General features: G+C 68.4%; 9 protein-coding genes. All 9 read right to left on the bottom strand.

Annotated features, from left to right (window positions below; genetic code table 11):
• Positions 1-2: 2 nt before the first annotated feature.
• Complete coding sequence (locus ACFYWQ_RS08205) at positions 3-983, bottom strand: ABC transporter permease (protein ID WP_389514413.1); 981 nt, start codon at positions 981-983, stop codon at positions 3-5.
• Between the two features lie 34 nt (positions 984-1,017).
• Positions 1,018-1,941 carry an ABC transporter permease gene (locus ACFYWQ_RS08200; RefSeq protein WP_389513922.1) on the bottom strand — a complete coding sequence of 308 codons (924 nt, stop codon included), beginning with the start codon at positions 1,939-1,941 and terminating at the stop codon, positions 1,018-1,020.
• 6 nt (positions 1,942-1,947) lie between these two features.
• Positions 1,948-3,576 carry an ABC transporter substrate-binding protein gene (locus tag ACFYWQ_RS08195; protein ID WP_389513920.1) on the bottom strand — a complete coding sequence of 543 codons (1,629 nt, stop codon included), beginning with the start codon at positions 3,574-3,576 and terminating at the stop codon, positions 1,948-1,950.
• Between the two features lie 219 nt (positions 3,577-3,795).
• Positions 3,796-4,935 carry an ABC transporter ATP-binding protein gene (locus ACFYWQ_RS08190; protein WP_389513916.1) on the bottom strand — a complete coding sequence of 380 codons (1,140 nt, stop codon included), beginning with the start codon at positions 4,933-4,935 and terminating at the stop codon, positions 3,796-3,798.
• A 27-nt stretch (positions 4,936-4,962) separates the two neighbouring features.
• Positions 4,963-6,024 carry an ABC transporter ATP-binding protein gene (locus ACFYWQ_RS08185; protein ID WP_389513914.1) on the bottom strand — a complete coding sequence of 354 codons (1,062 nt, stop codon included), beginning with the start codon at positions 6,022-6,024 and terminating at the stop codon, positions 4,963-4,965.
• A gap of 10 nt (positions 6,025-6,034) precedes the next feature.
• Entirely contained in the window at positions 6,035-7,012 is a 978-nt protein-coding gene (locus ACFYWQ_RS08180) for an ABC transporter permease (RefSeq protein ID WP_389513912.1), read from the bottom strand.
• Positions 7,013-7,122: 110 nt separating this feature from the next.
• Positions 7,123-8,919 (bottom strand): ABC transporter substrate-binding protein, encoded by a 1,797-nt coding sequence (locus ACFYWQ_RS08175; protein WP_389513910.1) that lies wholly within the window; start codon positions 8,917-8,919, stop codon positions 7,123-7,125.
• Positions 8,920-9,034: 115 nt separating this feature from the next.
• Positions 9,035-10,066 (bottom strand): ABC transporter permease, encoded by a 1,032-nt coding sequence (locus ACFYWQ_RS08170; protein ID WP_389513908.1) that lies wholly within the window; start codon positions 10,064-10,066, stop codon positions 9,035-9,037.
• Between the two features lie 938 nt (positions 10,067-11,004).
• On the bottom strand, positions 11,005-12,912 hold the full coding sequence (gene typA / locus ACFYWQ_RS08165) for a translational GTPase TypA (protein ID WP_389513906.1): 1,908 nt from the start codon (positions 12,910-12,912) through the stop codon (positions 11,005-11,007).
• Positions 12,913-13,090 lie beyond the last annotated feature (178 nt).

Here is a 13,090-nt window from a genome sequence, read left to right as displayed (position 1 = left end):
CGTCACCTCAGCTTCGGGTCGAGGGCGTCGCGCACCGCGTCGCCCAGCATGATGAACGCGAGGACGGTGACCGCCAGCGCGCCGGAGGGCCACAGCAGGGCGTGCGGGGCGTTGCGGATGTAGGGGGAGGCGGCGGAGATGTCGATGCCCCAGGAGACGGTCGGCGGCTTCAGGCCGACGCCGAGGTAGGACAGGGTCGCCTCCAGCGCGATGTACGTGCCGAGCGCGATGGTCGCCACGACGATCACCGGGGCGACGGCGTTGGGCGCGATGTGCCGCAGCAGCGTCCGGGCGGGGGAGGCGCCCAGGGCGCGGGCGGCCTGGACGTAGTCGTGCTGCCGGGCGGTGATGACCGAGCCGCGGGCGATCCGGGAGATCTGCGGCCAGCCGAGCAGCACCATGAACCCGATGACCGGCCAGACCGTGTCGCCGGTCACCACGGACAGCAGGACCAGACCGCCGAGGACGACCGGGATCGCGAAGAAGATGTCGGTGATCCGGGACAGGACCGCGTCCCCCGCCCCGCCGAAGAACCCGGCGAGCCCGCCGAGCACGCTGCCGAGGACGGCGACGCCCAGCGTGGCCAGGACACCGACCGTGACGGACGTACGGGCGCCGTAGACGGTCCTGGTGTAGACGTTGCAGCCCTGTCCGTCGTAGCCGAAGGGAGCGCCCGGCTGGGAGCCCTCCTGGGCCTTGGCGAGGTCGCACGACAGGGGGGAGCCGGAGGCGATCGCCGAGGGCCACAGGGAGACGAACACCAGGAAGAGGATGACCAGGGAGGAGAGGAGGAAGACCGGGTTGCGGCGCAGGTCCCGCCAGGCATCGGACCACAGGGAGCGCGGCTTGGCGCCGGGGCCGGCGTCGTCCGGGCCCCGCGGCGCCGCCTCCAGCGACGCGCCCTCGCTCGTCGCGAGGTCCATCGTGCCGCCCATGCCGGTCCCGGCGACGGCGCCCCCGGGCGCGTACGGCTGCTCCGGCACCGCGTACGGCTGCTCGGACATCGCGTACGGCTGCTCAGACATAGCGGATCCTCGGGTCGAGTACGGCGTACAGGAGGTCGACCAGCAGGTTGGCCACCAGGAAGACCAGCACCAGGACGGTCACGAAGCCGACCACGGTCTGGGTGCTCTGGCGGAGGATGCCCTGGTAGAGCTGGAAGCCGACGCCGTGGATGTTGAAGATGCGCTCGGTGACGATGGCGCCGCCCATCAGGGCGCCGATGTCGGTGCCGATGAAGGTGACCACGGGGATCAGGGAGTTGCGCAGCAGGTGCCGGGTGACGACCCGGTGCCGGGGCAGTCCCTTGGCGACGGCGGTGCGGACGTAGTCGGAGCGCCGGTTCTCCGCGATGGAGGTGCGGGTCAGACGGGTGACGTAGGCCAGGGAGACCGAGGCCAGCACCAGGCCCGGGACGATCAGCTCGTCGAAGGTCGCCGCCGGGGACACCGACGGTGCGATCCACCCCCACTCCACGCCGAGCAGCAGTTGCAGCAGCAGACCGGTGACGAAGGTGGGGACGGAGATGACGACGAGGGTGCCGAGGAGGACGCCGGTGTCCACGGGCCTGCCCCGGCGCAGGCCCGTGACGACGCCCAGGGTGATGCCGACGACGATCTCGAAGAGGATCGCGACGATCGTCAGCCGGACGGTGACCGGGAACGCCGTCGCCATCAGCTCGGTGACCGGCTGGCCGTTGAACGCCGTGCCGAAGTCGCCGGTGAAGACGTTCCCCATGTAGGTCAGGTACTGCCGCCACACCGGCTGGTCGAGGCCGAACTCCTTCCTGAGCTGGGCGGCGGTGGCCGGGTCGCACTCGCGGTCGCCGCAGAGTCCCGCGATGGGGTCGCCCATCACGTGCACCATCAGGAAGATCAGCAGGGTGGCGCCGACGAACACCGGGACCATCTGGAGCAGGCGCCGGATCACATACCGCCCCATGGCGGGTCAGCTGACCTTGATCTCGTCGTAGACGGGGACGGAGAACGGGTTGAGCCGTACGCCGGACAGCCGCTGCGAGTAGCCGGCGCTGCCGTTCTGGTACCAGAGCGGGATGGCGGCCATGCTGTCCCGGACGACCTCCTCGGCCTGCTGGAACTTCGCCACGGCCGCGGCGGTGTCGGTCTCGGCGTTGGCCTCGTCGACGAGCCGGTCGAACTGCTCGTCGGACCACTTGCCGTCGTTGGAGGAGGCGTTGGTGTAGTAGAGCGGCTGGAGGAAGTTCTGGATGAGGGGGTAGTCCATCTGCCAGCCGGCCCGGAAGGGGCCCGCCAGCTTCTTCTCGGTGATCTGGCCGCGGTAGTCGGCGAAGGTGCCGACCGGGTTGGCGACGCAGGCCCGGTCGTTGTCCAGGGCGTTGTTGATGGAGTTGCAGACCGCGTCGACCCACTGCTTGTGGGAGCCGCTGTCCGCGTTGTACGTGATCTTCACCTGGCCGCCGGGGAGGCCGCCGCCCTCCTCGATGAGCTTCTTGGCCGCCTCGGGGTCGTAGGCGCAGGCGTCCCCGCACAGGCCCTTCTTGTAGCCGCCGTCCTCGCCGAGCACCGGGGAGGTCCAGTCGGTGGCGGGGGTGCGGGTGTTCTGGAAGATCGTCCGGGTGATCTGCTCGCGGTCGATCGCCCGGGACAGGCCGGTGCGGACCTTGGCGGAGCCGGTCTTGTTCCAGTCGGGGTCGTAGTAGGGGAAGGCGAGCGTCTGGATGATGCCGGCGGGGGTGTTGAGGTAGCGGTCGCCCAGGTCGTTCCTCACGTTCTTGAGCTGGGCGGCGGGCACGTCGTCGACGAGGTCGAGGTTGCCGGCCATCAGGTCGGTGTAGGCGGTGTTGTTGTCGGTGTACACCTTCAGGGTCACCCCGCCGTTGCGCGCCTTGTCCGGCCCCGGGTACCCCTCCCAGGTGCGCAGTTCCATCTGGGAGCCCTTGGTGTAGGACTGGATCGCGTACGGGCCGTTGCCGACGGGCTTGGCCAGCCAGGCCTCGTGGTCGGTGAAGAAGGCCCGCGGCAGCGGCGCGAAGGCGGGGTAGCCGAGGGTGTCGGGGAAGGTCGAGAACTTCTGCGTCAGCCGGACCGTGAACGTACGGTCGTCGACGACCTGGAGACCGGAGAGGGTGTCGGCGCTCTGCTTGCCGCCGTCGTTGGGGTGGATCCGGTCGTAGCCCTCGACGTACTCGAAGAAGTACGCGTTCCGCTGCTTGTTCCTCAGGCTCGCGCCGTAGTTCCAGGCGTCCACGAAGGACCGCGCGGTCACCTTCTCCCCGTTGCTGAACGTCCAGCCGTCCTTGACGGTGATCGTGAAGTTCCGCGAGTCGGAGGTCTCGATCTTCTCGGCGAGCATGTCCTCGGCCTCGCCGGTCTGGGGGTCGTACCGCTTCAGGTTGCGGAAGATCATGTCGAGGACCTTGCCGCCCTGCACCTCGTTGGTGTTGGCGGGCTCCAGCGGGTTCTGCGGGTCCCCCCAGGAGGAGCTGAGCACCGCGGCGGTGTCGCCGCCGCTGTCCGCCCCGCCTCCGCAGCCCGCCGCCGCGAGGGCTGCCGCCGCCGCGCCCGCGGCCCATCTGGCGTGCGTCGCTCCGCGCATGGAGTGCCTCCTCGTCCGCCGATCCCTTGCTGGGTCAGCTTCCGAGGAGGTGCCGCGCGGCGCACGTTCGTCCGGTCCGTATGGGTACGGGGTTGCTCCACAGGAGCGTACGGAGGAACGCCCGGCACACAGCGGGACCGGGGGCGGGAGCGCTCGCTCCCGCCCCCGGTCCCGGGTGGTTCGGCGTGGCCGGTGCCCCGAACGGAGGGGTCCGCCGGGTCAGCTCTTGTCGACGTCCGCGGTGCCGTGCTCCTCCAGGGCCTTCAGGCCCGGGTCCATCACCACGTCCTCGGTGCGCGCCGTGGTGCTGGGCGCCTCGGGGAAGTGGCAGGCCGTCAGGTGGCCCTGCTTGTTCCCGTCGAGGCGGACCAGCGGGGGCTCCTCGGTCGCGCACTTGTCCTGCGCCTTCCAGCAGCGGGTGCGGAAGCGGCAGCCGGACGGCGGGGCGATCGGCGAGGGGACGTCGCCCTCCAGACGGATGCGCTCCCGCTTCTCCGCGTCGATGTCGGCGTCCGGCACGGCGGACAGCAGCGCGTGCGTGTAGGGGTGGCGGGGCCGGTTGTAGATCGAGTCGCGGTCCGCGATCTCGACGATCTTCCCGAGGTACATCACCGCGACGCGCTGCGAGAAGTGCCGCACGATCGCCAGGTCGTGGGCGATGAAGACGAACGCGATGCCCATCTCCCGCTGCACTTCCTGGAGCAGGTTCACGACCTGGGCCTGGATCGACACGTCGAGGGCCGAGACCGGCTCGTCGGCGACGATCAGCTGGGGCTGGAGGGCGATGGCCCGCGCGACGCCGATGCGCTGGCGCTGGCCGCCGGAGAACTCGTGCGGGAAGCGGTTGTAGTGCTCCGGGTTGAGACCGACGATCTCCAGGAGTTCACGGACGCGCTTCTCCCGGCCGCCCGGCGGGTTGATGCCGTTGATCTCCATCGGGCCCGAGATGATCGTGCCCACGGTCTGCCGGGGGTTCAGCGAGGCGTACGGGTCCTGGAAGATCATCTGGATCTCGGACCTGACCGGCGCCAGCTCCTTGCGGCCGGCCCGGCTGATGTCCTGGCCCTTGTACTCGATGGTGCCCGAGGTCGGCTCGTACAGCCGGGTCAGCAGCCGGCCGGTCGTCGACTTGCCGCAGCCGGACTCGCCGACGAGGCCGAGGCTCTCCCCCGGGAACACCTCGAAGTCGACGCCGTCGACGGCCTTCACCGCGCCGACGGTACGCCGGATCGGGAAACCGCCCTTGATCGGGAAGTGTTTGGTCAGACCGCTGACTTTCACCAGCGGTGCGGCGGCCTCGTCCCGCTGCTGCGGGATGGTGTCGGCGACCGCCGTGGTCGTCTTGCTGTTGTCGCTCATGGTGATGCCCCAGTCGCCGGTTTCCGCTCAGCCCAGCCGGGGCTGAATCGTCTCGATGAAGACCTGCTGCCGCTGCTCCTTCGTCAGATGACAGGCCGCGGCACGTCCCGGGGCGAGCAACGGGCGCTCACCCGAGCAACGCTCCCCGGCCACCCGGTCGGTGAACGCGCACCGCGGGTGGAACGGGCATCCCGTGGGCGGGTTGAGCAGCGAGGGCGGCGATCCGGGGATCGGCACCAGCGGCTCGTCGACGTCGGACGACAGGCGCGGCATCGAGCCCAGCAGACCCCAGGTGTACGGGTGCTCGGGCGCCTTGAGCACCTCGCGCACCGATCCGCGCTCCACGGCACGGCCGGCGTACATCACCAGGATGTCGTCGGCCATGTTGGCGACCACACCGAGGTCGTGGGTGATCATGATGATCGCGGAGCCGAACTCCTGCTGGAGGTCCTTGAGCAGGTCCAGGATCTGCGCCTGGACCGTCACGTCCAACGCCGTGGTGGGCTCGTCGGCGATGAGCAGGTCCGGGTCGCAGGAGAGCGCCATGGCGATCATGGCGCGCTGCCGCATACCGCCGGAGAACTGGTGCGGGTAGTCGTCGACCCGCTTCTGCGGGTGCGGGATGCCGACCTTCTCCAGCAGGTCGATGGCGCGTACCCGGGCGTCCTTCTTGGACGCGCCGGTGTGCTTCATGAACGGCTCGCCGATCTGCCGGCCGACCGTGTAGTACGGCGACAGCGCGGTCAGCGCGTCCTGGAAGATCATCGCCATCTTCTTGCCGCGCAGCGTCTCCAGCTGCTTCTCACCGGCGTCGGTCAGCTCCTGGCCGTCCAGCTTGATCGACCCGTCGACGGCGGTGTTCTTGCGGTTGTGCAGGCCGAGGACGGCCAGGTTGGTCACCGACTTGCCGGAGCCGGACTCGCCCACGATCCCGAGGGTCCTGCCGCGCTGGAGGTCGAAGGAGAGCCCGTCCACCGCCTTGACGATGCCGTCCTCGGTGGAGAAGTGGACCTTGAGGTCGCGCACCGAGAGAAAGGCGTCCCCCGCGGCGGCGGCCGCGGCCTCGTCGGGCTTGGTCTGAGTGGTCACGGTGGTTCTCCTAGGACAGGCGCACGCGCGGGTCGATGACGGCGTACAGGGCGTCCACGATCAGGTTGAAGACGATGATGAGCGCGGCGCTGATCAGCATGACGCCCATCAGCATCGGCAGGTCCTTGTTGGTGACGGAGTCCAGCGCGAGCCGGCCGAGCCCCGCCAGGCCGAACGTCAGCTCGGTCGCCATGCCGCCGGCCAGCAGCGCGGACAGGTCGATGCCGAGGATGGTGATGATCGGGATGAGGGAGCCGCGCCAGGCGTAGCGGAAGAAGGTGTAGTTGCCCGACATGCCCTTGGCCCGGGCCGCCTTCACATGCTCTTCCTGGAGCTGCTCGACCATCGAGGAACGGCTCATACGGGTGTAGTTGGCGGTGAAGATGGTCGCCAGCACGACCCAGGGGATCAGCAGGCCCATGAACCAGCCGCCGGGATCCTCGGAGATCGGCACGTACTTCGGCTTGTCGAGCCAGCCGGTGCTGTAGACGAAGGCGAGCAGGAGCAGCGGGCCGAGGAAGTAGATCTGGAGGGAGCTGATGACCAGCGAGCCGGTGCTGAACACCTTGTCCAGCCAGGTGCCGCGGAACTTGGCGGCCAGCAGGCCGGCACCGAGGCCGACGGTGAGGAAGACCAGCAGGCTGCCGACGGTGAGCGAGACGGTCAGCGGGAAGCGGTCGAGGATGGTGTCCCAGACGTTCTGGTTGTTGGCGAAGGAGACGCCGAAGCAGGGGGCGTCGCAGTGGCCGACGGCGAAGTCACGGCCCGCGAAGATACCGACCAGGAAGTCCCAGTACTGGGTGGTGACCGGCTGGTCGAGGCCGAGGTTCTTGTGAATGATCTCCAGCGCGTCCGGAGTGCAGTTCTTGCCACAGGCCAGCATGGCCGGGTCCTGCGGGATGGCGAAGAACATGAAGAACGTGAAAGCACTGATCAACAGCAAGATCAGCGCCGCGCCGAACGTCCGGCGAATGAGGAATTGAAGCATGGCAGGCAGCTGCTCTCAGGACGGCGGCGATCGGGAGGGGTCTGCGGGAGGTCCGGGGCCCGGTGGGGGCGCTCCGCCGCGCGTCCCCCACCGGGTTCCCGGTCTGACGGTTACTTCTTGAGGAAGATCCGGGTGACGTCCACGTAGCTCGAGTCGGAGCTGTAGCGGATGCCGCCGATGTTCGAGCCGAAGATCTGGAACACCTTGGTGTAGTAGATCGGGGCGGCCGGGTTGATCTCCTTGGCGATGTACTCGCTCAGCTCGGCCCAGGCCTTGGTGGCCTCCGCCGTGTCGGTGATCTTCTGGATGCGCTTGATCTCCGAGTTGACGTGGTCGTCGTTGATGTGCGCGTAGTTCGACGAACCGTCCTGGATCTGCGTGCCGTCGTAGAGCGGCGGGATGACCGTGGAGGCGGACGGCCAGTCCTGACCCCAGCCGGTCATGTACAGGTCGTAGCCGTTGTTGACCTTGCCGACCTGCTCGTACCAGGTGGCGGAGTCGATCTCCTTCTTCTGGATGTCGAGACCGATCTTCTCCAGGGCGGTGGCGATCAGCACGGCCTGCTGCTGGCGGACCGGGGTGTTGCCGTAGGCGTAGACGAGCTTCTTGCCCTCGAAGCCGCCTTCCTTGATCAGCTTCTTGGCGGCCTCGATGTCGCCGTTGGGCTTGGACGCGCGGTTGAACGGGTCGAAGGACTCGTCGTAGCCCGGAGTGGTCGGCGAGAACAGCGAGTTGGCGACCTCACCGCCGTAGGCGCCGCCGTCGGCCTTGAAGACCGAGGTGGCGGGCAGCGCCAGGGTGATGGCGTCCCGGAGCTTCTTGTCCTTGACGCGGTCCAGGTTGAAGTTGAGCTGCCACACGTAGGGCGCGTAGCCCTGGATGGTGCGCGCCATGGCGGTCTTGTCGCTCACCACGTTCTGGAGCTGCGTGGTGGCGACCTGGCCGGTGAACATCATCGCGTTCTTGGCCGTGCCCTGGTCGGCCAGGAGGGTCTTGGTCTGGTCCTCGTCATCGTGGTTCATCTCGATGGCGAAGCCGTCCACGTACTGGTGGCGCACCGAGTCGGACTTCGCGTCCCACTGGGGGTTCTTCACCAGCGTCATGGACTTGCCCGGCTTGAAGTCGGAGATCTTGTACGGCCCGGTGGCGACCGGGTCGGTGTCGTACTTCTCCTTGGTGTCCGTCTCCTCCGGGACGACGCTGTAACCCGGCATGGTCAGCGTCTGCGGGAGGTCGGGCTGCGCGTCCTTGAAGTGGAAGACGATCGTCTTCTCGTCCGGCGTCTCCAGGACGCTGTCCGGCAGGTGCTTGCCCTTGTCCGGGCCCGCGTACGCGTCGCGGTAGGCGGTGCCGGAGCCGGACAGCCACTGCTGGAGGTACGTCGGACCGTCGGTGATGTACGAGGCGTACAGGCGCTCGACCGTGTGGCGGATGTCCGCCGCGTTGATCGGGTTGCCGTTCTCGTCCTTCAGGTTGTCCTTCAGGGTGTACGTCCAGGTCTTGCCGCCGTCCGAGGCGGTACCCGCGTCGGTGGCGAGGTCGCCCACGACGGTCAGGTTGCCGTTGTCGTCCTCGGCGTACTGGGTCAGACCGCGGAAGATGAGGCGGCTGAGGAGCTTGCCGTCCGACACGTAGATCTGGCCCGGGTCCAGGTGGGAGAAGTCCGCCTCCTGGTAGACGGTCACCGTGCCGCCGGTCTGGGCACCGGTCACCGCGGGGGCCGGACCGGTCGACGCCTTGGCGTCACCGATCTGCACCGGCTTGGACTGCGACTTGGCATCCTCCTTGCTCTTGCTGTTGTCCTTGGCGGAGCTGTCGCTGCCACCGCCGCAAGCGGTCAGGGTCAGGGCGCCGGCGGCGACCGCGACTATCGCGGCCGTGGCGGTGCGGTTGCGGAAGATGCTCATGGGGACGAATCCACCTGCCTGTGAGTAGTGAGCCATGCTGGTACGTGACCGGTTCCGGGCCGTGGAGCCCCCGGACCGGCCAGGCGAAGAGTGTGGGGGGAGGACCTGCCGGGGTTCAGCGTCCGGTCTTGGGATCGAAGGCGTCCCGCACCGAGTCACCGAGGAGGTTGAAGGCCACGACGAAGACCACCATGGCCACGCCGGGGAAGAGCATGTAGTACGGGTCCTGCTCCACGATGTTGGCGCCGATGGAGAACATCCGCCCCCAGTCCGGGGTGGGTTCGACGTATCCGACACCCACGAAGGACAGGAACGCGATGCTGAGGATGGTGCTCGGCAGGGTGAGCGTCGCCTGCACCAGCGTGGGAGTGACGATGTTGGGCAGCAGTTCCTTGCGGATGATGCGCCAGGACGAGGCTCCGGAGATGCGCGCGGCCTCGATGAACTCCCGGTCGCGCAGGGACAGCGTGGCGGCGCGGACGATGCGCGCCATGCTCATCCACCCGAGGAAGGACAGCACGATGATGATCGCGGCGGTGCGCACGTAGGTGGGCGTCTCCTCGTCGGGGGCGACGAACACCGTGGTGATGACGGGCATCGCCGCGACGAAGAACAGCTGGTTGGGCAGGGCCATGAAGAAGTCGGTCGTCCGGCCGAGCCAGTAGTCGATCTTCCCGCCGAAGTAGCCGCCGGCGAGGCCGATCAGCACGCCCGCCACGGTCATCAGCAGAGTGGCGGCCAGCGCCGTGAGCAGCGAGGTCCGGATGCCGTACAGGAGCTGCGTGAAGACGTCGCGGCCGAGGCCCGGTTCGATGCCGAACCAGAACTCGCCGTCGATGCCGCCGGCCGGCTTCGCCGGCATGGTGAACATGTCCAGCAGTTCGGGGTTGTCCTGCCCGTACAGGGTGTACGGGTCCTTGCCGTACAGCTTCGCGATCAGCGGTGCCGCCGCCGCGATGAGGAAGTAGAACAGGACGACGACGGCGGAGACCACACCGGTCCGGTCACGCTTGAAACGCGCCCACATCAACTGCCCGGGACTGCGCCCCTCGAGCTTCTTCGACTCCTTGGCGCCACCGGGGGGCACGCTCGCTTCGTCCAAGACGGAAGAGGCTTCAGCACCCTCAATCTCGATTGGACTCGTCATGATTCGTCCATTTCACAGGTTGGAGGTCGTCGGGAGTGCACGGCGACCCGACGGCCTTCGCACGGCGTACGTCATGCGCAGCGCGCGAGGGGAACAACGACGGAGGGGCGACACCAGCCCCCTGGGGAACCCTGGTTCGCGGCCGGCGCCTACCGGCCGACGGAACAGGTCGTCGAGGAAGTGCGCGTCGACGCGTCGCTGCCGCGACCAGCGCGACGGGACCGGGCGAACCCGCGGGGCCTGCACCTGTCCTCGGGGACGACGCGACCCGTAGGGCGCTCGTGGCCACCGCGCATGGGTTCCTCCTCATACATCCATAGCTTCACCGCAAAGGGAGCGTGCGACACAGCACCGCACCGCCCGTCGCCGGTGCCGGAGTTGCTCGGGTGCCCCCGCCCTCGTGAACGGGCGCCGCCTCGGCGTGTGACCCGTTCGTCCGAGTTCTACGCGCCTAACTATCTGCCATGCGCCAAGGCCGAACCACACCCACGAGGTCTCGGTTCGATCACAGCTCGCGCTAACATCTTCCAAAATCCGGACAAACAGTTTGGTGGGAGATCCCTGCGAAACGGACTTGTTACACGCCTAGCGGCAACAGGTGTCCGGTTTCCGGACGCGTGGGGGAGGAAATTCGATTGCGCTGAGCGGGGCCGGCGTGCAAGGTGCCCCGCGGGCTCGCGGGCTCTCCCCGCGCTTCCGGCGGGGCCGTTCCGCCGTCGGCGCGGTGGCCGGCCGCCGGGCCGCGGACGATCCGTCACGGCCGCTTTCGCAAGCAGGGTAGTGGGCGCGGCGCCATCAGAGGGGCACACCGCGGCAAACAGAGGGTTTTCCCTACCCTCGTACCGTCGACCGGCAGCGGTGTCCGCGCCCTGTCGTCAACGACGACACCGGGCACCCCGCCTGGCGGGGTGCCCGGTGTCGTCGGGTGCGGTCGGTGATCAGCCGTGCTTGGCGCGGCTCGCGGCGCGGGCGCGCTCCCGCGCGTCCAGGTTCACCTTACGGATGCGCACCGCCTCCGGGGTGACCTCCACGCACTCGTCGTCGCGGCAGAACTCCAGCGACTGCTCCAGGGAGAGCTTGCGCGGCGGGACGATCGCCTCGAACGAGTCGGCCGAGGACGACCGCATGTTCGTGAGCTTCTTCTCCTTGGTGATGTTCACGTCCATGTCGTCGGCGCGGGAGTTCTCGCCGACGATCATGCCCTCGTACACCTCGGTGCCGGGCTCGGTGAACAGCACACCGCGCTCCTGGAGGTTCGTCATCGCGAAGGCGGTGACGGCGCCGGAGCGGTCGGCGACCAGCGAGCCGTTGTTACGGGTCTGGAGCGTGCCGAACCAGGGCTCGAAGCCCTCGTGGATGGAGTGGCCGATACCGGTGCCGCGGGTCTGGGTCAGGAACTCGGTCCGGAATCCGATGAGACCGCGCGAGGGCACCACGAACTCCATGCGCACCCAGCCCGAGCCGTGGTTGGACATGTTGTCCATCCGGCCCTTGCGGACACCCATGAGCTGCGTGACCGCGCCCATGTGCTCCTCGGGGACGTCGATCGTCATGCGCTCGACCGGCTCGTACGTCTTGCCGTCGACGTCCTTGGTGACGACCTGGGGCTTGCCGATGGTCAGCTCGAAGCCCTCGCGGCGCATCTGCTCGACCAGGATGGCCAGCGCCAGCTCACCACGGCCCTGCACCTCCCAGGCGTCCGGGCGCTCGGTGTCCAGGACACGGAGGCTGACGTTACCGACCAGCTCGCGGTCCAGGCGGTCCTTGACCTGGCGGGCGGTGACCTTGCGGTCCTTGACGGCCGACTTGGCGTCGGCGCCCTTGCCGGTGCCGCCGCGGCCGACCAGCGGGGAGGTGTTGGTGCCGATGACCATGGAGATCGCGGGCTCGTCGACCGTGATCAGGGGCAGCGGGACCGGGTTCTCGGTGTCCGCGAGGGTCTCGCCGATCATGATGTCGGCGATACCGGCGACGGCACAGATGTCACCCGGGCCGGCCATCTCGGCCGGCTTGCGGGTGAGCGCCTCGGTCATCATCAGCTCGGAGATGCGGACGTTGCTGATGGTGCCGTCACGCTTGATCCACGCGACGGTCTGGCCCTTCCTGAGCTCGCCCTGCTCGACCCGGAGCAGCGCGATACGGCCGAGGAAGTTGTCGGCGTCCAGGTTGGTGACGTGGGCCTGGAGCGGGGCGTCCTCGTCGTACGTGGGGGCCGGGATGTGCTGGAGGATCGTGGAGAAGAACGGCTCCAGGCTGGTGGAGTCCGCCGGGACCGTGCCGTCCTCCGGCTTGGTCAGCGAGGCGATGCCGTCGCGACCGCAGGCGTAGACGATCGGGAACTCGATCTGCTCCTCGTCCGCGTCCAGGTCGAGGAAGAGGTCGTAGGTCTCGTTGACGACCTCGTCGATGCGGGAGTCCGGACGGTCCGTCTTGTTGATGCACAGGATGACGGGCAGGCGCTGCTGGAGCGCCTTGCGCAGCACGAAGCGGGTCTGCGGCAGCGGCCCCTCGGAGGCGTCGACGAGCAGGACGACACCGTCGACCATCGACAGACCGCGCTCGACCTCGCCACCGAAGTCGGCGTGGCCCGGGGTGTCGATGATGTTGATGGTGATCGGGTCCCCGCCGTCCTTCGGGTGGTACTTCACCGCGGTGTTCTTGGCGAGGATCGTGATGCCCTTCTCACGCTCCAGGTCGTTCGAGTCCATCATGCGGTCGTCGACCGAGTCGAGCTGGTGGGCGGCGAAGGCACCGGCCTGCTTGAGCATGCCGTCGACGATGGTCGTCTTGCCGTGGTCGACGTGGGCGACGATGGCTACGTTGCGAATGTCGTGGCGCGTGGCCATAAAGCGGCGTTCTCCCGGAGTGTGAGGACGGCCCTGCTGCGTACATCTGTGTTACGCGGGCCCTGCCGGGCTTGACATGCCACGGCCTCACCCCATGGTACGTGGCCCTGCGGGAGCCGACCTCCGCAGGGCCACGCAGCTCACTCCCCCGTGCCCGTCGCCTCACTCCCCGGGCGGG

Source organism: Streptomyces sp. NPDC003247 (genome assembly GCF_042888135.1).
Taxonomy (GTDB): Bacteria; Actinomycetota; Actinomycetes; order Streptomycetales; family Streptomycetaceae; genus Streptomyces.
Note: the sequence above shows the minus strand (reverse complement) of the source record. Positions and strands in the feature narration are given on the sequence as shown.

Bases quoted from the DNA above. Each gene is read 5' to 3' on its own strand.
- ACFYWQ_RS08200 (WP_389513922.1), bottom strand. From the start codon at position 1,941: ATGGGGCGGTATGTGATCCGGCGCCTGCTCCAGATGGTCCCGGTGTTC.
- ACFYWQ_RS08195 (WP_389513920.1), bottom strand. From the start codon at position 3,576: ATGCGCGGAGCGACGCACGCCAGATGGGCCGCGGGCGCGGCGGCGGCA.
- ACFYWQ_RS08190 (WP_389513916.1), bottom strand. From the start codon at position 4,935: ATGAGCGACAACAGCAAGACGACCACGGCGGTCGCCGACACCATCCCG.
- ACFYWQ_RS08180 (WP_389513912.1), bottom strand. From the start codon at position 7,012: ATGCTTCAATTCCTCATTCGCCGGACGTTCGGCGCGGCGCTGATCTTG.
- ACFYWQ_RS08175 (WP_389513910.1), bottom strand. From the start codon at position 8,919: ATGAGCATCTTCCGCAACCGCACCGCCACGGCCGCGATAGTCGCGGTC.
- ACFYWQ_RS08170 (WP_389513908.1), bottom strand. From the start codon at position 10,066: ATGACGAGTCCAATCGAGATTGAGGGTGCTGAAGCCTCTTCCGTCTTG.
- typA (WP_389513906.1), bottom strand. From the start codon at position 12,912: ATGGCCACGCGCCACGACATTCGCAACGTAGCCATCGTCGCCCACGTC.